Origin of the sequence: Piscinibacter defluvii, from assembly GCF_004011805.1 — a bacterium.
In the GTDB taxonomy this organism is placed as follows: domain Bacteria; phylum Pseudomonadota; class Gammaproteobacteria; order Burkholderiales; family Burkholderiaceae_C; genus Piscinibacter; species Piscinibacter defluvii.
Window position 1 is genome coordinate 220,228 of the sequence record NZ_ML137199.1, and the last position, 20,411, is coordinate 240,638.

Here is a 20,411-nt window from a genome sequence, read left to right on the forward strand (position 1 = left end):
GCCTGCAAGTGCTTGCTTTTGAAAGAGAACTCTCGCGAGACTGCCTCAAAAACGAGCGCTAAGTGATTGATTTCACTGATTTTTCTTTACATGTCGGATTGACCCGGGGAGAAGTCATCCGCTAAAGTGGCACAAAGTGCACTTTAGTGGGTTTTTGTGGCGAACATTGTCTTTCAGGGCCCTGCGGCCCTGACGCTGGACACCAAGGGGCGGCTGGCCATGCCGGCGCGCCACCGTGTCCTGCTGGAGGCGATGCGTGTCACGCAGCTGACGGTCACCAAGCACCCGGACGGTTGCCTGATGATCTTCCCGCGCCCGATCTGGGAGACCTTCCGCGACCACGTGGCCTCGCTGCCGATGGACGCGGTGCGCTGGAAGCGCGTGTTCCTCGGCAGCGCGATGGACGTCGACCTGGACGCCTCCGGCCGACTGCTGATCGCGCCCGAACTGCGCAGCGCCACCGGGCTCGAACGCGACGTGATGCTGCTGGGCATGGGCAACCACCTCGAGTTGTGGGACCTGAAGAAGCACGAGGAGCACGAGGCCCAGGTGATGGCCTCGGAGATGCCCGAGTCGCTCAAGAACTTCAGCTTCTGATGACCGACGCGCAGACATGGCACCACACCACTGTCCTGCTGGCCGAAGCGATCGACGCGCTCCTGACCACGCAAGACGGTGTGTACGTCGACGGCACCTTCGGCCGCGGCGGTCATTCTCGCGCGTTGCTGGCGCGCCTGGGCCCGGCCGCGCGCCTGGTGGCGCTGGACCGCGACCCGCAGGCGGTGGCCGCGGCGGCCGGCATCGCCGATCCGCGTTTCTCGATCCACCACGCCCGCTTCGGCGACCTGCGCGCGGTGCTGGCCGCGCTGGGCATCGGGCGCATCGCCGGGCTGCTGCTCGACCTGGGCGTCAGCTCGCCGCAGATCGACGACCCGGCGCGCGGCTTCAGCTTCCGTTTCGACGGCCCGCTGGACATGCGCATGGACCCGACCCGGGGCGAGAGCGCCGCCGAGTTCCTGCAACGCGCCGACGAGCGCCAGATCGCGGAGGTGATCAGAGATCATGGGGAAGAACGGTTTGCTGTACCGATTGCAAAGGCGCTTGTTGCTCGGCGCCAAAGCGGGAACCCTGTTCGAACCACGCGGGAGCTTTCCGAACTCGTGGCTCGTGCGGTCAAGACCCGCGAGGGCAGCCAGGACCCTGCAACGCGCACATTTCAGGGCCTTCGGATTCACGTCAACGCCGAGCTTGAGGAGCTCCAACAGGGCCTGAGCGCGGCGCTCGACCTGCTGCAGCCCGGAGGGCGCATGGTCGTGATCAGCTTTCATTCGCTGGAAGACCGCATCGTCAAGAACTTCATCGCGCGCGAGAGCCGCGACGAGGTGGACCGGCGCGCGCCGTTCGCGCCGGCGCGGCCGCACCGCCTGCGCGCGCTGGCGCGTGTCAAGGCGTCGGAGGCCGAGCTGGCCGCCAATCCGCGGGCGCGTTCGGCGGTGATGCGGGTGGCCGAGCGGACGGAGGTGATGGCATGACCCGCCTCAACGTGCTGCTGTTCGTGGCCCTGCTGCTCAGCAGCCTGTACCTGGTGCGCATCTCCTACGACGCGCGCCGGCTGTTCGCCGAGCTCGACAAGGCGCAGGGCGAGGAGCGTGCGCTGAACACCGAGTTCGAGCGCCTGAAGGCCGAGCGCCAGGCGCAGGCCACACCGCTGCGCGTGGAGAAGACGGCGCGCGAGCGGCTGGCGATGCGCAACGCCACACCGGCCGTCACGCAGTACGTGCCGTGGGCGGGCGCCGCCTCGGCCCCCGGGGGGGCGCCATGAGCTGGTTCAAATCGCGTCCGGCCCGCGAGACGCGCGCCGCGATGGCGCGGCATCGCGGCGTGGCCTATTCGAGCAGCCCGCTGCTGGCCAGCAAGACGCCGCCGTGGCGCTCCAAGTTCCTGGTCGCGCTGGTCGGCCTGGGCTTCAGCGTGCTGCTCGGCCGCGCGGTCTACGTGCAGATCGTCGGCACCGAGTTCTTCCAGAAGCAGGGCGAGATCCGCTTCGCGCGCAAGCTGGAGCTGCCCGCCAGCCGCGGCCGCATCCTCGACCGCAACGGCCAGATCCTCGCCGCCAGCGTGCCGGCGCCTTCGCTGTGGGTGCTGCCGAAGGACTTCGCCGCCACGCCGGCGCAGCGCCGCACGCTCGCGAAGCTGCTCGGCATGACGCCGGGCGAGCTCGAGCGGCGCCTGGACGACAACCCGAACTTCATCTGGCTGCGCCGCCAGGTCGACGAGCAGGTCGCCAAGGACGTGCTGGCGCTGAACATCCCCGGCCTGCACCAGGTGCGCGAGTACAAGCGCAAGTACCCGGAGGGCGAATCCTCCGCCCACGTGGTCGGCTTCACCAACGCCGAGGAGCACGGCCAGGAGGGCGTCGAGCTGTCCTTCGACGCCCAGCTGGCCGGCCGCGACGGCCTGCGCCGAGTCATCAAGGACCGGCTCGGCCGCGTGGTCGAGGACATCGGCGACAGCGTGCCGCCGGTGGACGGGCAGGACCTGCGCCTGTCGATCGATTCCAAGGTGCAGTTCTTCGCCTACCAGCGCGTGCGCGACGCGGTGGCCGAGCACAAGGCCAGGGCCGGCAGCGTGGTCGTGCTGGACGTGCAGACCGGCGAGGTGCTGGCGCTGGCCAACTACCCGAGCTACGCGCCCGGCGACCGGCGCAACCTGAACCGCGAGCAGATGCGCAACCGCGCGCTGACCGACAGCTTCGAGCCCGGCTCGACGATGAAGCCGTTCATCGTCGGCCTGGCGATGGAGACCGGCCGCGTGACGCCGAGCAGCGTGATCCAGACCGCCCCGGGCTACCTGATGATCACCGGCTCGCGCATCAGCGACGCGCACCCGCACGGCGCGCTGACGGTGGCCGAGGTGATCCAGAAGTCGAGCAACGTCGGCACCACCAAGCTCGCGATGCAGATGCAGCCGCGCGAGATGTGGGAGCTCTACACCGAGCTCGGCTTCGGGCAGAAGCCGCAGATCCCGTTTCCCGGCGCGGTGACCGGCCGGCTGCGCCCGTACAAGACCTGGCGGCCGATCGAGCAGGCGACCATGAGCTACGGCTACGGCCTGTCGGTCTCGCTGTTCCAGCTGGCGCGCGCCTACACGGTGCTGGCCAACGACGGCGAGCTGCTGCCGCTGTCGCTGGTGCATGCCGAAGCGAACGAGGCCGTGACGCAGCGCGCCGCCGGGCTGCGCATCATGTCGGCGCAGACCGCGCGCGAGGTGCGCCGGATGCTGCAGATGGCTGCCGGCCCGGGCGGCACCGCGCCCAGGGCGCAGGCGATCGGCTACTCCGTGGGCGGCAAGACCGGCACGGCGCACAAGCAGGAAGGCAAGGGCTACGCGGAGAAGAAGTACCGCGCCTGGTTCGTCGGCATGGCGCCGATCGACAAGCCGCGCATCGTGGTCGCGGTGATGGTCGACGAGCCGAACAACGGCAAGTACTACGGCGGCGACGTCGCCGCGCCGGTGTTCAGCGAGGTGGTGCAGCAGACCCTGCGCATGATGGGCGTACCGCCGGACCTGGAGGTCAAGCCGCAGATCCTGGTGCGCGACGTGCCGGCGGTGGAGGAGAGCTTCTGATGCCGCTGCTGCGCCTGCCCGACCTTGCCGCCGTCTCGGCCTTCCTGGCCGCGCGTGGCGTGCGCGGGCTCGCCACCGACAGCCGGCGGGTCGGCGCCGGCGAGGCCTTCATCGCGTGGCCGGGCCATGCGCTGGACGGCCGGCAGTACGTGCCGCAGGCTTTGCAGCGCGGCGCCGTGGCCTGCCTGGTGGAGGCGCAGGGTGTCGAGTCCTTCGGCTTCGACGACCCGCGCATCGCCGCCGTGCCGGACCTGAAGGCGCTCACCGGGCCGATCGCCGCGGCCTTCTTCGGCGACCCGAGCGCGCGGCTCGAGCTGGTGGCCACCACCGGCACCAACGGCAAGACCTCCACCGCCTGGTGGACGGCGCAGGCCCTGTCGCAGCTCGGCCGGCGTGCCGGCGTGATCGGCACGCTCGGGATCGGTGAACCGCCGCAGGTGCAGTCCACCGGCCTGACCACGCCCGACCCGGTGACGCTGCAGCGCGCGCTGGCCGACTTCGCGCAGCGCGGCTTCTCGGCCTGCGCGATCGAGGCCTCGTCGATCGGCATCGTCGAGCACCGCCTGGCCGGCACGCACATCGCCGTGGCCCTGTTCACCAACTTCACGCAGGACCACCTCGACTTCCACGGCACCATGGAGGCCTACTGGGAAGCCAAGAGCGCGCTGTTCCGCTGGCCCGGCCTGCGCGCCGCAGTCCTCAACCTGGACGACCGCCACGGCCTCGCGCTGGCCGGGGTGCTGCGCGAGCAGGGCCTGGACGTGTGGGGCTACTCGCGCCGCTTCGAGGCGCGGCTGCACAGCGAGGCGCCGGCCTACCGGCAGGGCGGCCTGGCCTTCGACGTGCTCGAGGGCCGCGAGCGGGCCGCGGTGCACACCCGGCTGATCGGCGACTACAACGTGTCGAACCTGCTGGCGGTGATCGGCGCGCTGCGAGCGCTGGGGGTGCCGCTCGTGCAGGCGGCGTCGGCCTGCGCGCACCTGACGCCGGTGCCCGGCCGCATGCAGCGTGTGCCCGGCGGTGCCGCGGGGCCGGAGGTCATCGTCGACTACGCCCACTCGCCCGACGCGCTCGAGCAGGCGCTGCTCGCATTGCGCCCGTTCGCCGCGGCGCGCGGCGGCAAGCTGGTTTGCGTGTTCGGCTGCGGCGGCAACCGCGACACCGCCAAGCGGCCGCTGATGGGCGGCATCGCGCAGCGCCTGGCCGACCGGGTGGTGATCACCAGCGACAACCCGCGCCACGAGTCGCCCGGCTTCATCGTCTCGCAGATCGTCGCCGGGCTGGCGGGTGCACGCGAGCACGTGCAGGTGATCGAGGACCGCCGCGCCGCCATCGCCGCCGCGGTGCGCGAGGCGCAGGCGCCGGACGTGCTGCTGATCGCCGGCAAGGGCCACGAGGACTACCAGGAGATCGCCGGCGTGAAGCACCCGTTCTCCGACCTCGCCGAAGCCGCCGCGGCCCTGGAGCAGCGCACATGATGGCCACGCTCGAGCATCTGCACGCGCTGCTGCCCGGCAGCCGACTGGTCGGCGACGGCGCGATCGAGATCGCGCGCGTGCACAGCGACACGCGCACGCTGCTGCCGGGCGACCTGTTCGTCGCGCTGAAGGGCGAACGCTTCGACGCGCACGACTTCCTGGCCCAGGCGCGCGAGGCCGGGGCCGTCGCCGGGCTGGCCGAGCGCGGGCTGACGGTGACCGGCCTGCCGGGCCTCGAGGTGCCCGACACGCAGGCCGCACTGACCGCGCTGGCGACCGCCTGGCGCGCGCAGTTCGAGCTGCCCGTCATCGCCGTGACCGGCAGCAACGGCAAGACCACCGTGACGCAGATGGTCGCCGGCATCCTGCGCGCCTGGCACGGCCCGGCCGCGCTGGCCACCACCGGCAACCTGAACAACCACATCGGCGTGCCGTTGACCGTGCTGCGCCTGCGCGAACAGCACCGCGTGGCGGTGATCGAGCTGGGCATGAACCACCCGGGCGAGATCGCGCAGCTCGCCGCGGTGGCGCAGCCCACCGTCGCGCTGGTGAACAACGCGCAGCGCGAGCACCAGGAGTTCATGGCCAGCGTCGAGGCGGTGGCGCGCGAGAACGGCCAGGTGATCGAGGTGCTCGCGCCGGAGGGCATCGCCGTCTTCCCGGCCGACGACCCGCACGCGCCGCTGTGGCGGCAGCTCGCCGGGCGGCGCCGCGTGCTGCGCTTCGCGACCCGGGGCGAGGCCGAGATCACCGCGCTGGCGGCCTGGAGCGAGGACCACTGGTCGATGCTGCTCGACACCCCGATCGGCGCCGCGCCGGTGCGCCTGCGCGCGCCCGGCCAGCACAACCTGCACAACGCGCTGGCCGCCGCGGCCTGCGCACTCGGTGCCGGCTGCCCGCTGGAGGCGATCCGCGAGGGCCTGCAGGGCTTCGAGCCGGTCAAGGGCCGCTCGCAGCTGCGCCGCGTCGAGCGCGGCGGCCGCAGCGTCACGCTGGTGGATGACAGCTACAACGCCAACCCCGACTCGGTGCGCGCCGCCATCGACGTGCTGGCCGGCCTGCCGCGCCCGCGCTGGCTGGTGCTCGGCGACATGGGCGAGGTCGGCGAGCGCGGGCCGGAGTTCCATGCCGAGGTCGGCGCCTACGCGCAGCAGCGCGGCATCGAGAGCTTCTGGTGTGCCGGCGCGCTGATGCGCCATGCGGCCGAGGCCTTCGGCGCCGGTGCGCGCCACCACGAGGGCGTGGAGGCGCTGGTAGCCGCGCTGCCGCACGCGCCGGCCTTCGCCTCGGTGCTGGTCAAGGGCTCGCGCTTCATGAGGATGGAGCGTGTCGTCGCGGCGCTCACGCAGGGGAACGCGGATGCTCATTAGCCTCGCGCAGTACCTGCAGACGCTGTCGCCGGAGTTCGGCTTCTTCCGCGTCTTCCAGTACCTCACCTTCCGCGCGGTGATGGCGGCGATGACGGCGCTGCTGATCGGGCTGATGTTCGGCCCCTGGGTGATCCGCCGCCTCGCCGAGCTGAAGATCGGCCAGCCGATCCGCGAGTACGGCGTGCAGCAGCACCTGGCCAAGAGCGGCACGCCGACCATGGGCGGCGTGCTGATCCTGATCGGCATCGGCGTCTCGACGCTGCTGTGGTTCGACTGGAGCAACCGCTTCGTCTGGATCGTGATGCTGGTGACACTGGGCTTCGGCGCGGTCGGCTGGGTCGACGACTGGCGCAAGGTGGTGCACAAGAACCCCGAGGGCATGCGCTCGGGCGAGAAGTACTTCTGGCAGTCGGTGATCGGCCTGATCGCCGCGCTCTACCTCGCCTTCAGCGTCAGCGAGACCTCCAACGTGCGGGTGCTGGAGCTGTTCCTGCGCTGGGTGCAGAGCGGCTTCTCGAACGACCTGCCGCCCAAGGCCGACCTGATCGTGCCCTTCTTCAAGTCCGTCAGCTACCCGCTGGGCGTGTTCGGCTTCATCGCGCTGACCTACTTCGTCATCGTCGGCGCGAGCAACGCGGTCAACCTCACCGACGGCCTGGACGGGCTGGCGATCATGCCGGTGGTGATGGTCGGCTCGGCGCTGGGCGTGTTCGCCTACGTCACCGGCAACGTCAACTTCAGCCGCTACCTGCTGATCCCCTACATCCCCGGCGCCGGGGAGCTGCTCGTGTTCTGCGCCGCGATGGCCGGTGCCGGGCTCGCGTTCCTGTGGTTCAACACCCACCCGGCGCAGGTGTTCATGGGCGACGTCGGCGCGCTCGCGCTCGGCGGCGCGCTCGGCACGATCGCGGTGATCACGCGCCAGGAGATCGTGCTCGGGATCATGGGCGGCGTGTTCGTGCTGGAGGCGCTGTCGGTGATGGCGCAGGTCAGCTGGTTCAAGTACACGAAGAAGAAGTACGGCACCGGCCGGCGCATCCTGAAGATGGCGCCGCTGCACCACCACTTCGAGAAGTCCGGCTGGAAGGAGACGCAGGTCGTGGTGCGCTTCTGGATCATCACGATGCTGCTGTGCCTGGTCGGGCTCGCGAGCCTCAAGCTGCGATGAAACACCTCGCCGACCTCGACGTGCTGGTGCTGGGCCTGGGCGACTCGGGCCTGGCGATGGCGCGCTGGTGCGCCCGCCACGGCGCCCGCGTGCGGGTGTGGGACTCGCGCGAGAGCGCGCCGCACGACAGCGCGCTGGCCGAGCAGCTGCCCGCGGCGCAGCGCCTGCGCGGCGAGCTGTCCGACGCGGCCTTCGCCGGCGTGCGCCTGGTGCTCAAGAGCCCCGGCCTCGCGCCCGGCGACGCGCGCATTGCCGCGCCGCTGGCGCGCGCCGCCGAGACCGGCGTGCTGGTGCAAGGCGAGCTGGAACTGTTCGCGCGTGCGCTGGCCGACCTGAAGGCGGAGCGCGGCTACGCACCGAAGCTGCTCGCCATCACCGGCACCAACGGCAAGACCACCACCACCGCGATGACGAAGGGGCTGGTCGAGCGCGCGGGCCGCAGCGTCGCGATGGCCGGCAACATCGGCCCGACGATGCTGCAGACGCTGGCCGACCGCCTCGACGACGCCGGCAACGCGCTGCCGGAGGTGTGGGTGCTCGAACTGAGCAGCTTCCAGCTCGACGGCGCCCTGGGCTTCGAACCCGACGCCGCCACGGTGCTCAACCTCACCGAGGATCACCTCGACTGGCACGGCTCGATGGCCGCCTACGCCGCGGCCAAGGCGCGCGTGTTCGGCAAGAACGCGGTGATGGTGATCAACCGCGACGACCCGGCCGTCGAGAAGATGGTCCCCGCACCGGTGATTCCCAAGGGCCGGCACGCGAAGCCGATCGAACGCACCGTGGTGCGCTTCGGCCTCGACGCGCCGACACGCCCGGGCGACTTCGGCCTCGTCACCGAGAACGGCATGGCCTGGCTGGTGCGCGCCCACGCGGCCGACGAGACGCACAGGCGCGCCAAGGACGAGCCCGAGGAGCTCCACCTGCAGCGCCTGATGCCGGCCGACGCGCTGCGCGTGCGCGGCCGCCACAACGCCGCCAACGCGCTGGCCGCGCTGGCGCTGGCCACGGCCATCGGCTGCCCGCTCGCGCCGATGCTGCACGGCCTGCGCGAGTACGCCGGCGAGCCGCACCGGGTCGAATTCGTCGCCAGCGTCGACCAGGTCGAGGCCTACGACGACAGCAAGGGCACCAACGTCGGCGCGACGGTCGCCGCGCTGGACGGCCTGGGGGCCGACCGCGCGCCGGCCAAGTTGATCGTCATCCTCGGCGGTGACGGCAAGGGCCAGGACTTCGCGCCGCTGGCCGCGCCGATCGCGCGCCATGCGCGTGCGGTGGCCACGCTCGGGCGCGACGCCGGGCGCATCGAGCAGGCACTGGCCGCCACCGGCGTGCCGCTGCAGCGCCACGACACGCTCGAGGCCGCGGTGCGCTGGTGCTTCGCGCAGGCGCAGCCGGGCGACTCGGTGCTGCTCAGCCCGGCCTGCGCGAGCCTGGACATGTTCCGCAACTACGCGCACCGCGCCGAGGTGTTCGTCGCCGCGGTGCGCGCGCTGGCGGCCGAGCGCGGGGAGGTTGTCTGATGGCGCTGGCCTCCCGGCTCCCGATCCTCGGCTGGCGCGCCAAGCTCGCGGCCTGGCGCGCGCGCCGCGCCGACGAGCGCGGCACGACCATCCCGGTGCGCGACTGGATCCACGTCGGCAGCGCGAAGCCGGCGCGCCTGGCCGGCTTCGACCAGGCGCTGGTCTGGGTCGTGGTGGGCCTGCTCGCGCTGGGCATGGTGATGGTCTACAGCGCCTCGGTGGCGCTGCCGGACAGCCCGAAGTTCGAGAACTACCGCTCCACGCATTTCCTGCTGCGCCACGCGATCCAGATCGGCCTGGCCGTGCTGGCGGCGCTGGTGCTGGTGCAGGTGCCGGTCGCGTTCTGGGAGAAGGCCGCGCCGTACCTCTTCGTCGCCGCGCTGGTGCTGCTGGTGCTGGTGCTGCTGCCCTTCATCGGCAAGGTGGTGAACAACTCGCGGCGCTGGATCCCGCTGGGCGTGATGAACTTCCAGCCGAGCGAACTCGCCAAGCTCGCGATGGCGATGTACGCGGCCAGCTACATGACGCGCAAGATGGACGTGAAGGAGAACTTCTTCCGTGCCGTGTGGCCGATGGCGGTGGCGCTGGGCTTCACCGGCGTGCTGCTGCTGCGCGAGCCCGACATGGGCGCCTTCATGGTGGTGGCGCTCATCTCCATGGGCATCCTGTTCCTCGGCGGCGTGAACGGCAAGATGTTCTTCGCCAGCGGCCTGATGCTGGTGGGCGCCTTCGTCGCGGTGATCGCCTCGAGCCCCGAGAAGCGCATGCGCATCTTCGCCTACCTCGACCCCTGGGACCCGGAGTACGCGCTCGGCAAGGCCTACCAGCTGACCCATTCGCTGATCGCCTTCGGCCGCGGCGAGATCTTCGGCCAGGGCCTGGGCTCGAGTGTCGAGAAGCTGCACTACCTGCCCGAGGCGCACACCGACTTCCTGCTCGCGGTGATCGGCGAGGAACTGGGCTTCGTCGGCGTGGCCGCGGTGATCGTCGCGTTCTTCTGGCTGACGCGGCGCATCTTCCACATCGGCCGCCAGTCGATCGCGCTGGACCGCGTGTTCGCCGGCCTGTACGCGCAAGGCATCGGCATCTGGTTCGGCGGCCAGGCCTTCATCAACATGGGCGTGAACCTGGGTGTGCTGCCGACCAAGGGCCTGACCCTGCCGCTGATGAGCTACGGCGGCTCGGCGATCGTGATGAACCTCGTCGCGCTCGCCATCGTGGTCCGGATCGACGTCGAGAACCGCCAGATGATGCGGGGAGGGCGCCCGTGAGCCGCCATCTCGTCGTCATGGCTGCGGGCACCGGCGGGCATGTGATCCCGGGCCTCGCGGTCGCGCGCGAGATGCTCGCGCGCGGCTGGACGGTGAGCTGGCTCGGCACCACGCACGGGATGGAGAACCGGCTCGTCCCGCCCACGGGCATCCCGATGGACACCATCACCTTCAGCGGTCTGCGTGGCAAGGGACCGATGCACACCCTGACCGGCGGGTTGCGCCTGCTGGCGGCGTTCTGGTCCTGCCTGCGCATCCTGCGCGCGCGCCGCGCGAGTGCCGTGCTGGGCATGGGCGGCTACGTGTGCTTTCCTGGCGGCATGATGGCGTCGCTGCTCGGCAAGCCGCTGGTGCTGGTGAATGCCGACGCGGCGCTGCTGATGAGCAACCGCGCCTTGCTGCCGGTGGCCGACCGCGTGGCCTTCGGTTTCGAGGGCGACGCGGCGACGACGGTGAAGAACGCGGTCGTCACCGGCAACCCGGTGCGCGCCGAGATCGAGGCCCTGCCCGAGCCGGCGCAGCGATTCGCCGGCCGCGGCGGCCCGTTGCGCGTGCTGGTGGTGGGCGGCAGCCTGGGCGCGCGTGTGCTCAACGAGACCGTGCCGCAGGCCCTGGCGATGCTCGATGCCGCGCAGCGGCCGCAGGTGACGCACCAGACCGGCGCCGCGAACCTCGAAGCCGTGCAGGCGGCCTATGCGCAGCAGCAGGTACAGGCCGAGCTGCTGCCCTTCCTTGACGACATGGCGCAGCGCCTGGCCGACTGCGACCTGATGATCTGCCGCGCCGGCGCGGTGACGGTCAGCGAGCTGTGCGCCGCCGGCGTGGCCGCGGTGCTGGTGCCGCTGATCGTCAGCACGACTTCGCACCAGCGCGACAACGCGCAATGGCTGGCCGCGCATGGCGCCGGCATGCACCTGCCGCAGGGGGAGCTTTCTCCGCAGCGCCTGGCCGAGCTGCTGAAGGGCCTGACGCGGGACTCGCTGCTGGCGATGGCCACCAGGGCGCGCGCGCTCGCGAAGCCCAGGGCCGCGGCGCGTGTCGCTGATCAGATCGAAGGGCTGGTGCCGGCATGAAACACGCCGTCAAGCACATCCATTTCGTGGGCATCGGCGGCGCCGGCATGAGCGGCATCGCCGAGATCCTGCACAACCTGGGCTACACCGTGTCCGGCTCGGACCAGGCCGACGGCAGCGTCACGCGCCGCCTGGCCGCGCTGGGCATCCGCGTGGCGATCGGCCACGACGCGGCCCACATCGCCGGCGCCGAGGCCGTGGTCACCTCCACCGCGGTGAAGGGCGACAACCCCGAGGTGATCGCGGCGCGTGCGATGCGCATCCCGGTGGTGCCGCGCGCCGTGATGCTGGCCGAGCTGATGCGGCTGAGGAAGGGCATCGCGATCGCCGGCACGCACGGCAAGACCACCACCACCTCGCTGGTCACCAGCGTGCTGGCCGAGGCCGGCGTCGATCCGACCTTCGTGATCGGCGGCAAGCTGAACGCCGCCGGCGCCAACTCGCGCCTGGGATCGGGCGAGTACATCGTCGTCGAGGCCGACGAGTCGGACGCCTCGTTCCTGAACCTGATGCCCGTGATGGCCGTCGTCACCAACATCGACGCCGACCACATGGACACCTACGGCCACGACTTCGCGAAGCTGAAGCAGGCCTTCGTCGACTTCATCCACCGCATGCCGTTCTACGGCGCGGCCATCCTGTGTGCCGACGACGCCGGCGTGCGCTCGATCATGCCGATGATCTCGCGCCCGCTGGTCAGCTACGGCCTGGGCGCCGACGCGATGGTGCGCGCGGTGGACATCGAGGCGCGCGAGGGCGGCACGATGTGCTTCACCGTGCAGCGCCGCAACGGCGTGGCGATGCCGGACCTCTCGGTCACGCTGAACCTGCCGGGCACGCACAACGTGCTCAACGCGCTGGCGACGATCGCCGTGGCCACCGAGCTGGAGCTGCCCGACGCGCCGGTGGTCAAGGCGCTGGCCGAGTTCCGCGGCGTCGGCCGGCGCTTCCAGCACTACGGCGAGCAGCCCGCGGCCGACGGCGGGCGCTTCACGCTGATCGACGACTACGGCCACCACCCGGTGGAGATGGCCGCGGTGATCGCCGCCGCGCGCGGCGCCTACCCGGGCCGGCGCCTGGTGCTGGCCTTCCAGCCGCACCGCTACACCCGCACGCGCGACTGCTTCGAGGACTTCGTCAAGGTGATGGGCACGGCCGACGCGGTGCTGCTGGCCGAGGTCTACGCGGCCGGCGAGTCGCCCATCGTCGCCGCCGACGGCCGTTCGCTGGCGCGTGCCTTGCGCGTGGCCGGCAAGGTGGACCCGGTGTTCGTCGACGACATCGCCGCGATGCCGCAGACCATCGCCGAGCAGGCCAAGGGAGGCGACGTGGTGATCGCGATGGGCGCGGGGTCGATCGGCAACGTGCCGGCGCAGGTCGCCGAGCTGCTGAAGGATCGTTCATGAGCATCGATGTCAAGGCCCTGGGCAAGGTTGCCGTGCTGATGGGCGGCGATTCGGCCGAACGCGAGGTGTCGCTGATGTCCGGCGGCGGCGTGCTGGCCGCGCTGCAGTCGCAGGGCGTGGACGCACACGCCTTCGACCCGAGCCAGCGCGAACTGGTCGAGCTGAAGAAGGAGGGCTTCGCACGCTGCTTCATCGCGCTGCACGGCCGCCACGGCGAGGACGGCACGGTGCAGGGCGCGCTCGAGCTGCTGCGCATTCCCTACACCGGCTCGGGCGTGATGGCCTCGGCGATCGCCATGGACAAGGTGATGACCAAGCGTGTCTGGCTCGCCGAGGGGCTGCCGACGCCGCGTTACGTCACGCTGCGGCGCGACCAGCTGGTGCGCGAGCGCGTGGTGGCGATTCCCGACGAGCTCGGCCTGCCGCTGATCGTCAAGCCGCCGCACGAGGGCTCGTCGATCGGCGTCACCAAGGTGGCGGGTTACTCGCAGATGCAGGATGCCGTGGCGCTGGCCGCGCAGTACGACACCGAGGTGCTGTGCGAGGAGTTCATCGAAGGCGACGAGCTGACCTGCCCGGTGCTGGGCGAGGGCGACTCGGCGCGTGCGCTGCCGGTGATCAAGATCGTCGCGCCCGAGGGCGCCTACGACTACCAGAACAAGTACTTCACCGACGTCACCCAGTACCTCGTTCCCTCGGGCCTGCCGGCCGCGCTCGAGGCGCAGATCCAGGACCTGGTCGTGCGCGCCTACCGCACGCTGGGCTGCCGCGGCTGGGGCCGGGCCGACCTGATGCTGCGCGCCAGCGACGGCAAGCCCTTCCTGCTCGAGATGAACACCAGCCCCGGCATGACCGGCCACTCGCTGGTGCCGATGTCGGCCAGGGCGGCCGGCATGAGCTACGAGCAGCTGTGCCTGCACCTGCTGGCCCACGCGGCCCTCGATCATTGAGAAGCTGTGAAAGAACCCAACGCACCCGCGTGGGCCCCGGGAACGGGCCCAATGAAGGCGCAAAGCACAGACGTGCCGGGTGGCACGTCGAGCATTTGCAACGCGCAGTGGGCCCGTTCCCGGGGCTCACCCTTCGGGCCGGGGTACCCAAGGGCCTTGGGCCGCGTTGCGCCGCTGGCCCAGACGGCCAGTCTGGGCGGCGCGGCGCGCCTTGCCCAAGGCCCTTGGCCACCCCGGCGCGGGCGCGTTGGGTTCTTTCACAGCTTCTGAGCCCATGGCCGCCGACGCCCTTCAACCCACGCTGCCCGGCGACGTCCGGCTGATGAACGCGACCGCGCTGCTGCTCGCCTTCATCGGCTCGGCCGCGCTCGCTGCGGCACTGCTGCTGTGGGTGGCGAAGCAGCCGCCGTTCGCGCTCCAGTCGATCCGCATCGAGGGCGAGATCACGCGCAACAGCGTGTCGACCATCCGCGCCAACGCCGCGCCGCACCTGGCCGGCCATTTCTTCAGCCTGGACCTGGCGCGCGCGAAGCGGGCCTTCGAGGCCGTGCCCTGGGTGCGCCAGGCGGTGGTGCGGCGCGTCTGGCCGAACCGGCTGCACGTGCAGCTCGAGGAGCACCACGCCGCCGCCTTCTGGGAGACCGAGAACGGCGCCGAGAAGCTGGTCAACACCTTCGGCGAGGTGTTCCAGGCCAACCCGGGCGACGTGGAGGACGAGTCGCTGCCCACGCTGCAGGGCCCCGAGGGCAGCTCGGCGCGCCTGCTGATGCTGGTGCAGCGGCTGCAGCCGGTGGTCGCGCCGCTGGACATGCGCATCGAGCGGCTCGAGATGTCCGGGCGTGCCTCGCTGCGCGCCGAACTGGACGACGGCGCCGAGATCGAGATCGGCCGCGGCAACGACGACGAGATCGTCGAACGCGTGCGGCGTTTCGTTGCCACGCTGCCGCAGGTGATCGCGCAGCACCAGCAGCGCCCGCTGGTGTACGCCGACCTGCGCCACAACGACGGCTACGCGGTGCGCCTGAAGGGCATCTCGACGACCGTGCCGGCCGCGGCGGGAGGGAAATAAAGAATGCCCAAGGAATACAAGGATCTGGTGGTCGGCCTGGACATCGGCACGGCCAAGGTGATGGCGGTGGTGGCCGAGGTGCAGGCCGACGGCGAGCTGCGCGTCGCCGGCCTGGGCATCGCGCCCACGCATGGCCTGAAGCGCGGCGTGGTGGTCAACATCGACGCGACGGTGCAGTCCATCCAGCAGGCCTTGAAGGAGGCCGAGATGATGGCCGACTGCAAGATCACGCGCGTCTACACCGGCATCACCGGCAGCCACATCCGCGGCCAGAACTCCACCGGCATGGTGATCGTGCGCGACAAGGAGGTCACGCCGGTGGACGTGGCACGCGTCGTCGAGACCGCCAAGGCGATCAACATCCCGAACGACCAGCGCCTGCTGCTGGTGCAGGCGCAGGAGTTCGTGATCGACGGCCACGAGGTCAAGGAGCCGATCGGCATGAGCGGCGGCCGGCTCGAGGTGAAGGTGCACATCGTCACCGGCGCGGGCAGCGCGGCCGAGAACATCGTCAAGTGCGTGCGGCGCTGCGGGCTCGAGGTGGAGCAGCTGGTGCTGAACCCGAGCGCCAGCAGCCATGCGGTGCTGACCGAGGACGAGAAGGACCTCGGCGTGGCGCTGGTGGACATCGGCGCCGGCACCACCGACGTGGCGATCTTCACCGACGGCTCGATCCGCCACACGGCGGTGATCCCGATCGCCGGCGACCTGATCACGAGCGACATCGCGATGGCGCTGCGCACGCCGACCAAGGACGCCGAGGAGATCAAGGTCGAGTATGGCGTGGCCAAGCAGCTGCTGGCCGACCCGGCCGAGAACCTGGAGGTGCCGGGCCTGGGCGACCGTGCGCCGCGCATGCTCTCGCGCCAGGCGCTGGCCGGCGTGATCGAGCCGCGCGTCGAGGAGATCTACTCGCTGGTGCACCAGGTGATCCGCGAGAGCGGCTGCGAGGAGCTGCTCTCCTCCGGCATCGTGATCACCGGCGGCGCGGCGGTGATGCCCGGCATGGTCGAACTCGGCGAGGACATCTTCCTCAAGCCGGTGCGCAAGGGCATCCCCACCTACCACGGCCCGCTGTCGGACATGGTCGCCAACCCGCGTTCGGCCACCGTCATGGGCCTGCTCGAGGAGGCGCGCCTGGCGCGCACGCGCGGGCAGCGTGCCGCGCAACAGGCCGGTTCGGTGAAGACGCTGTTCGGCCGCGCCAAGGACTGGTTCCTCGGCAACTTTTGACAAGGAGGACACGATGAACAACCACGATCCTCCGCTGACCCACAAGACCCGGCTCGACCCGGGCCCGATGAAACAACGCAGCGTCTCGCGACGCTTTCAACCCATCACGGCAACTGCGACACAGGAACGGAGCACCACCATGCCCATCGAAATGATCGAAGAATTCGACCTCGGCACGAAGATCAAGGTCATCGGCGTCGGCGGCGGCGGCGGCAACGCCGTCGAGCACATGATCAACCAGGGCGTGCAGGGCGTGGAGTTCATCTGCGCGAACACCGACGCCCAGGCGCTCAACCGTTCGGCGGCCAGCCAGCTGATCCAGCTCGGCACCACCGGCCTGGGCGCCGGCGCCAAGCCCGAGGCCGGCAAGAACGCGGCCGAGGAGGCGGTCGATCGGATCCGCCAGTCGATCGACGGCGCGAACATGCTGTTCATCACCGCGGGCATGGGCGGCGGCACGGGCACCGGTGCGGCGCCGGTGATCGCGCGCGTGGCCAAGGAGATGGGCATCCTGACGGTCGGCGTGGTCACCAAGCCGTTCGACTTCGAGGGCAACCGCCGCATGAAGGCGGCCGACGCCGGCGTGGCCGAGCTGGAGGCCAACGTCGACTCGCTGATCGTGATCCTGAACGACAAGCTGCTCGAGGTGCTGGGCGACGACGTCACGCAGGACCAGGCCTTCGCGCACGCCAACGACGTGCTGAAGAACGCGGTCGGCGGCATCAGCGACATCATCCACATTCCCGGCCTCGTGAACGTCGACTTCGAGGACGTGAAGACGGTGATGAGCGAGCCCGGCAAGGCGATGATGGGTACCGCCAGCGCCACCGGCCCGGACCGCGCCCACAAGGCCGCCGAGGCCGCCGTGGCCTGCCCGCTGCTGGAGGGCATCGACCTGTCCGGTGCGCGCGGCGTGCTGGTGCTGATCGCCGCGGCGCGCAGCAGCTTCAAGCTCAGCGAGAGCCGCAACGCGATGAACTGCATCCGCCGCTACGCCGCCGACGACGCGCACGTGATCTACGGCACCGCCTACGACGACAGCCTGGGCGACCAGCTGCGCGTGACGGTGATCGCCACCGGCCTGAGCCCGGTGCGGCGCGCCCAGCAGGCGCCGATCCAGGTCGTGCACAGCCAGCCGGCGACCATGCAGCGCACCGGCACCGACAACATCCCGGTGCTGACCACGCCGGTGCAGACCACGCCGCCGGCGCACGACTACAGCGCGCTGTCCACGCCCAGCGTGTGGCGCAACGGCCGCACCGCGGCGGCCAAGGTCGACGCGCTGGCCAGCAACGGCATGGACGAGATCGAGATCCCGGCGTTCCTGCGCAAGCAGGCTGACTGAAGGGCCCACCCCCGGAGCGCCTGACGGCGCTCCCCCTCGAGGGGGCATCACCGGCGGACCGGCGGAGCCGGATCCGCGGTGATCGCTCGACTGGGCTGTCTAAGCGCGGCTGCGCGAGCGGCGCCGGATCGGGGACAATCGTGGCCATGCTCCAGCAGCGCACCCTGCAATCGATGACCCGCGCCGTCGGTGTGGGCGTGCACGGCGGGCAGCGGGTCGAGATGACGCTGCGCCCCGCGCCGCCGGACCACGGCATCGTGTTCCGGCGTGTCGACCTGCCGCAGCCGGTGGCGATCACGGTCACGCCCGAGGTGGTGAGCGACACGCGCATGGCCACCACGCTCTCGCCGGGCGGGGACCCGGGCGGCCCGAAGGTGCAGACGGTCGAGCACCTGCTGTCGGCCTGCGCCGGTCTCGGGCTCGACAACCTGATCGTCGACATCACCGCCGAGGAGGTGCCCATCCTCGACGGCTCGGCGGCCAGCTTCGTCTACCTGCTGCAGAGCGCCGGCATCGCGCTGCAGGACGCGCCCAAGCGCTTCATCCGGGTGAAGAAGCCGGTCGAGATCCGCGAGGGCGAGGGCGCGCGCCTGATGTGGGCAAAGCTCGAGCCCTTCGAGGGCTACAAGCTCGCCTTCGAGATCGACTTCGACCACCCCGCGGTCGACCAGACCGGCCAGCGCGTCGAGTTCGACATGGGCTCGGGCCAGTACAAGCGCGAGATCGCCCGCGCGCGCACCTTCGGCTTCACGAAGGACGTGGACATGATGCGCGCCCGTGGCCTGGGGCGCGGCGGCAGCATGGACAACGTGATCGTGGTCGACGAGCGCAAGGTGCTGAATGCCGAAGGCCTGCGCTACGACGACGAGTTCGTCAAGCACAAGATCCTCGACGCGATCGGCGACATGGCGATGGCCGGCCACCCGCTGCTGGCCGCCTACAGCGCCTTCCGCTCCGGCCACGCGCTGAACAACAAGCTGCTGCGCAAGCTGATGGCCGACCCGCAAGCCTGGGAACTCGTGACCTTCGACGATGCGTCGAGAGCCCCGCGCGGTCTGGCGGAACTCGCTCCCGCCTGGTGATGACCGCAAGAGATGCTGATCTTCCGACTGATCGTCCTGCTGCTGCTGGTGGCGGGGCTGCTGTGCTTCGCGATGTACGTCGGCACCGGCCAGCCGCGCTGGCGCGTGCTGGGCATCCGCATCGTCAAGTGGACCGTGATCGCCGCGCTCGGCTTCTTCGCCGTGCTACTGCTCGAGCGCGCGGCCATGCTGCTGTGAGGATGGCACCATGACCGTGTTCCGCTGGATCATGGGCGTGATCGGCGGCGTCTTCGCCGGCCTCTGGCTGCTCTCGTTCCTGCTCTACGTGCTGCGCGACGACGACCGCCTGAAGGAGCTCGGCGGCCGGATGCGCCAGTACACCATCCTGGTCGCGCTGGCCTGGTTCAACATCGAGGTCTGGGGCCGGGTGGTCTGGACCATCGTCACCTGGGGCCGGCCGGCGGACTGATCAGACGGTCATCCCGCCCGAGACCTCGATCACCGCGCCGTTCACGTAGCTGGCCTCGTCCGAGGCCAGGAAGGCGTAGACGTTGGCGATCTCCTCCGGCCGGCCCAGGCGCTTGAGCGGCACCTGGTCGCGCATCTGGTCGAGCACCTTGTCGGGGATGGTCGTCAGGATCGGCGTCTCGATGAAACCCGGCGCCACCGCGTTGACCCGCACGCCCTTGGGCCCGAGCTCGCGGCTCCAGGTCTTGGTGAAGCCGATCACGCCGAACTTGCTGGCCGCGTAGTTGGTCTGGCCGAAGTTGCCGTAGATGCCCACCACCGAGCTGGCGTTGAGGATCGCGCCGCCGCCCTGCGCCACCATGATGTCGGCCACCGCCTGCGAGGCATGGAACACGCCGCGCAGGTTGACGTCGATGACCGCGTCGAACTGCTCCAGCGTCATCTTCTGCAGCCGCGCGTCCTTCGTGATGCCGGCGTTGTTGACCAGCACGTCGATGCGGCCGAAGGCGCGGTGCACCGCCGCCACCATGGTGTCGACCGCGCCGCGGTCGGTCACGTTGACCACGTAGCCCTCGGCACGCGCGCCGCGCTCGCGGCACTGGGCCACCGCCTCGCGTACCGGGCCGTCGCGCATGTCGCACACCGCGACGGCGGCGCCCTCGCTGGCGAACTTCAGCGCAGTGGCCAGGCCGATGCCCTGTGCCGCGCCGGTGACGATGCAGACCTTGTCTTTCAGCTTCATTCGATGCACTGCGGGGTGAGTTGCAGGAAGTGGAGGATGTCGGGGAGATGCTCGTCGAAATCCGACAGCCCGTGGTCGCTGCCTTCGAGCAGCTTGACGCGGCCGCCGGCATAACGTGCGGCCATCTCGCGCCAGTCGAGCAGCTCGTCGCCCTTGGCGACGACGGCAAAGTAGCGCTGCGGCCGCGTGAGGGCCGTCGGTGTCAGCGCGCGCAGCTCGTCGACGAACTCGGGGCGGAAGAAGAAGCGCTCGGCCGGGTCGTGGAACGCCGTCTGCTCGCCGACATGGGCGCTCAGGTCGCGCGCCGGGTCCACCGCCGGGTTCAGCAGCACGGCCGGGCAGCCGTGGCGTTCGGCCAGCACGGTGGCGTAGAAGCCGCCCAGCGAGCTGCCGATCACGGCCATCGTGTCGCGCGGCCAGCCGGCGATCTCGCGCTCGGCCAGCGCGACGGCCTCGCGCGGCGAGGGCGGCAGCTGCGGGCAGCACCAGTGCAGATCGGGCCGGTGCGCGGCCACCCACTGCGCGAGGCGCTGCGCCTTGGCCGAGCGCGGCGACGAGCGGAAACCGTGCAGGTAGAGGAGGTGGGTCGGTGGCTTGCGCGGCATCAAGGACGGGAGTCTATCGGGCGACCCTACACTGGGCCTG

At 70.7% G+C, this 20,411-nt stretch carries 20 protein-coding genes; 18 read left to right on the forward strand and 2 right to left on the reverse strand.

Going from position 1 to position 20,411, the window contains the following annotated elements; genetic code table 11:
- Positions 1 to 165: 165 nt before the first annotated feature.
- From mraZ to D9C15_RS08090, 18 genes are all read left to right on the forward strand, one after another.
- Positions 166 to 597 (forward strand): division/cell wall cluster transcriptional repressor MraZ, encoded by a 432-nt coding sequence (gene mraZ / locus D9C15_RS08005; RefSeq protein ID WP_259372597.1) that lies wholly within the window; start codon positions 166 to 168, stop codon positions 595 to 597.
- The gene (gene rsmH, locus D9C15_RS08010) at positions 597 to 1,532 is read left to right on the forward strand and encodes a 16S rRNA (cytosine(1402)-N(4))-methyltransferase RsmH (RefSeq protein WP_127996915.1); all 936 of its coding nucleotides are present in this window, start codon (positions 597 to 599) and stop codon (positions 1,530 to 1,532) included. The genes mraZ and rsmH overlap by 1 nt, the downstream gene beginning before the upstream one ends.
- A complete protein-coding gene (gene ftsL / locus D9C15_RS08015; RefSeq protein ID WP_127996916.1) occupies positions 1,529 to 1,822 on the forward strand; it encodes a cell division protein FtsL in 294 nt (97 codons plus the stop codon). Before rsmH ends, ftsL begins: the two co-directional genes overlap by 4 nt.
- Positions 1,819 to 3,627, forward strand: a complete 1,809-nt coding sequence (locus D9C15_RS08020; protein WP_127996917.1) for a peptidoglycan D,D-transpeptidase FtsI family protein — start codon at positions 1,819 to 1,821, stop codon at positions 3,625 to 3,627. The genes ftsL and D9C15_RS08020 overlap by 4 nt, the downstream gene beginning before the upstream one ends.
- A complete protein-coding gene (locus D9C15_RS08025) occupies positions 3,627 to 5,105 on the forward strand; it encodes a UDP-N-acetylmuramoyl-L-alanyl-D-glutamate--2,6-diaminopimelate ligase (RefSeq protein ID WP_127996918.1) in 1,479 nt (492 codons plus the stop codon). Before D9C15_RS08020 ends, D9C15_RS08025 begins: the two co-directional genes overlap by 1 nt.
- A complete protein-coding gene (locus tag D9C15_RS08030) occupies positions 5,102 to 6,475 on the forward strand; it encodes a UDP-N-acetylmuramoyl-tripeptide--D-alanyl-D-alanine ligase (RefSeq protein ID WP_375138761.1) in 1,374 nt (457 codons plus the stop codon). The genes D9C15_RS08025 and D9C15_RS08030 overlap by 4 nt, the downstream gene beginning before the upstream one ends.
- Positions 6,465 to 7,643, forward strand: coding sequence for a phospho-N-acetylmuramoyl-pentapeptide-transferase (gene mraY / locus D9C15_RS08035; protein WP_127996919.1), 1,179 nt, complete (start codon positions 6,465 to 6,467; stop codon positions 7,641 to 7,643). The genes D9C15_RS08030 and mraY overlap by 11 nt, the downstream gene beginning before the upstream one ends.
- The gene (murD, locus tag D9C15_RS08040) at positions 7,640 to 9,166 is read left to right on the forward strand and encodes a UDP-N-acetylmuramoyl-L-alanine--D-glutamate ligase (protein WP_127996920.1); all 1,527 of its coding nucleotides are present in this window, start codon (positions 7,640 to 7,642) and stop codon (positions 9,164 to 9,166) included. Before mraY ends, murD begins: the two co-directional genes overlap by 4 nt.
- Positions 9,166 to 10,437 (forward strand): putative lipid II flippase FtsW, encoded by a 1,272-nt coding sequence (gene ftsW / locus D9C15_RS08045; protein WP_127996921.1) that lies wholly within the window; start codon positions 9,166 to 9,168, stop codon positions 10,435 to 10,437. The genes murD and ftsW overlap by 1 nt, the downstream gene beginning before the upstream one ends.
- Positions 10,434 to 11,510: an undecaprenyldiphospho-muramoylpentapeptide beta-N-acetylglucosaminyltransferase gene (murG, locus tag D9C15_RS08050; RefSeq protein ID WP_259372594.1), complete on the forward strand. Its 1,077-nt coding sequence runs from the start codon at positions 10,434 to 10,436 to the stop codon at positions 11,508 to 11,510. The genes ftsW and murG overlap by 4 nt, the downstream gene beginning before the upstream one ends.
- A complete protein-coding gene (gene murC / locus D9C15_RS08055; protein ID WP_127996922.1) occupies positions 11,507 to 12,916 on the forward strand; it encodes a UDP-N-acetylmuramate--L-alanine ligase in 1,410 nt (469 codons plus the stop codon). Before murG ends, murC begins: the two co-directional genes overlap by 4 nt.
- The gene (locus D9C15_RS08060; RefSeq protein ID WP_127996923.1) at positions 12,913 to 13,866 is read left to right on the forward strand and encodes a D-alanine--D-alanine ligase; all 954 of its coding nucleotides are present in this window, start codon (positions 12,913 to 12,915) and stop codon (positions 13,864 to 13,866) included. The genes murC and D9C15_RS08060 overlap by 4 nt, the downstream gene beginning before the upstream one ends.
- Positions 13,867 to 14,140: 274 nt before the next feature.
- Entirely contained in the window at positions 14,141 to 14,935 is a 795-nt protein-coding gene (locus tag D9C15_RS08065) for a cell division protein FtsQ/DivIB (RefSeq protein ID WP_127996924.1), read from the forward strand.
- A gap of 3 nt (positions 14,936 to 14,938) precedes the next feature.
- A complete protein-coding gene (ftsA, locus tag D9C15_RS08070; protein ID WP_127996925.1) occupies positions 14,939 to 16,168 on the forward strand; it encodes a cell division protein FtsA in 1,230 nt (409 codons plus the stop codon).
- 139 nt (positions 16,169 to 16,307) lie between these two features.
- On the forward strand, positions 16,308 to 17,513 hold the full coding sequence (ftsZ, locus tag D9C15_RS08075; RefSeq protein WP_127996926.1) for a cell division protein FtsZ: 1,206 nt from the start codon (positions 16,308 to 16,310) through the stop codon (positions 17,511 to 17,513).
- A gap of 146 nt (positions 17,514 to 17,659) precedes the next feature.
- Positions 17,660 to 18,595, forward strand: coding sequence for a UDP-3-O-acyl-N-acetylglucosamine deacetylase (gene lpxC / locus D9C15_RS08080; RefSeq protein ID WP_127996927.1), 936 nt, complete (start codon positions 17,660 to 17,662; stop codon positions 18,593 to 18,595).
- Positions 18,596 to 18,607: 12 nt separating this feature from the next.
- Complete coding sequence (locus D9C15_RS08085; protein WP_127996928.1) at positions 18,608 to 18,793, forward strand: hypothetical protein; 186 nt, start codon at positions 18,608 to 18,610, stop codon at positions 18,791 to 18,793.
- Between the two features lie 10 nt (positions 18,794 to 18,803).
- Positions 18,804 to 19,025 (forward strand): hypothetical protein, encoded by a 222-nt coding sequence (locus tag D9C15_RS08090; protein WP_127996929.1) that lies wholly within the window; start codon positions 18,804 to 18,806, stop codon positions 19,023 to 19,025.
- On the opposite strand, the gene fabG is transcribed toward D9C15_RS08090, so the two are convergent.
- Both fabG and D9C15_RS08100 read right to left on the reverse strand, forming a co-directional pair.
- Positions 19,026 to 19,766 carry a 3-oxoacyl-ACP reductase FabG gene (gene fabG, locus D9C15_RS08095; RefSeq protein ID WP_127996930.1) on the reverse strand — a complete coding sequence of 247 codons (741 nt, stop codon included), beginning with the start codon at positions 19,764 to 19,766 and terminating at the stop codon, positions 19,026 to 19,028.
- Complete coding sequence (locus tag D9C15_RS08100) at positions 19,763 to 20,371, reverse strand: YqiA/YcfP family alpha/beta fold hydrolase (protein ID WP_127996931.1); 609 nt, start codon at positions 20,369 to 20,371, stop codon at positions 19,763 to 19,765. The genes fabG and D9C15_RS08100 overlap by 4 nt, the downstream gene beginning before the upstream one ends.
- Between the last annotated feature and the right edge of the window lie 40 nt (positions 20,372 to 20,411).

What these genes read in the sequence shown, in the direction of transcription:
- rsmH (WP_127996915.1), top strand. Translation starts at nt 597, where the DNA reads ATGACCGACGCGCAGACATGGCACCACACCACTGTCCTGCTGGCCGAA.
- ftsL (WP_127996916.1), top strand. Translation starts at nt 1,529, where the DNA reads ATGACCCGCCTCAACGTGCTGCTGTTCGTGGCCCTGCTGCTCAGCAGC.
- D9C15_RS08020 (WP_127996917.1), top strand. Translation starts at nt 1,819, where the DNA reads ATGAGCTGGTTCAAATCGCGTCCGGCCCGCGAGACGCGCGCCGCGATG.
- D9C15_RS08025 (WP_127996918.1), top strand. Translation starts at nt 3,627, where the DNA reads ATGCCGCTGCTGCGCCTGCCCGACCTTGCCGCCGTCTCGGCCTTCCTG.
- D9C15_RS08030 (WP_375138761.1), top strand. Translation starts at nt 5,102, where the DNA reads ATGATGGCCACGCTCGAGCATCTGCACGCGCTGCTGCCCGGCAGCCGA.
- mraY (WP_127996919.1), top strand. Translation starts at nt 6,465, where the DNA reads ATGCTCATTAGCCTCGCGCAGTACCTGCAGACGCTGTCGCCGGAGTTC.
- murD (WP_127996920.1), top strand. Translation starts at nt 7,640, where the DNA reads ATGAAACACCTCGCCGACCTCGACGTGCTGGTGCTGGGCCTGGGCGAC.
- ftsW (WP_127996921.1), top strand. Translation starts at nt 9,166, where the DNA reads ATGGCGCTGGCCTCCCGGCTCCCGATCCTCGGCTGGCGCGCCAAGCTC.
- murC (WP_127996922.1), top strand. Translation starts at nt 11,507, where the DNA reads ATGAAACACGCCGTCAAGCACATCCATTTCGTGGGCATCGGCGGCGCC.
- D9C15_RS08060 (WP_127996923.1), top strand. Translation starts at nt 12,913, where the DNA reads ATGAGCATCGATGTCAAGGCCCTGGGCAAGGTTGCCGTGCTGATGGGC.
- D9C15_RS08065 (WP_127996924.1), top strand. Translation starts at nt 14,141, where the DNA reads ATGGCCGCCGACGCCCTTCAACCCACGCTGCCCGGCGACGTCCGGCTG.
- ftsA (WP_127996925.1), top strand. Translation starts at nt 14,939, where the DNA reads ATGCCCAAGGAATACAAGGATCTGGTGGTCGGCCTGGACATCGGCACG.
- ftsZ (WP_127996926.1), top strand. Translation starts at nt 16,308, where the DNA reads ATGCCCATCGAAATGATCGAAGAATTCGACCTCGGCACGAAGATCAAG.
- lpxC (WP_127996927.1), top strand. Translation starts at nt 17,660, where the DNA reads ATGCTCCAGCAGCGCACCCTGCAATCGATGACCCGCGCCGTCGGTGTG.
- D9C15_RS08085 (WP_127996928.1), top strand. Translation starts at nt 18,608, where the DNA reads ATGCTGATCTTCCGACTGATCGTCCTGCTGCTGCTGGTGGCGGGGCTG.
- D9C15_RS08090 (WP_127996929.1), top strand. Translation starts at nt 18,804, where the DNA reads ATGACCGTGTTCCGCTGGATCATGGGCGTGATCGGCGGCGTCTTCGCC.
- fabG (WP_127996930.1), bottom strand. Translation starts at nt 19,766, where the DNA reads ATGAAGCTGAAAGACAAGGTCTGCATCGTCACCGGCGCGGCACAGGGC.
- D9C15_RS08100 (WP_127996931.1), bottom strand. Translation starts at nt 20,371, where the DNA reads ATGCCGCGCAAGCCACCGACCCACCTCCTCTACCTGCACGGTTTCCGC.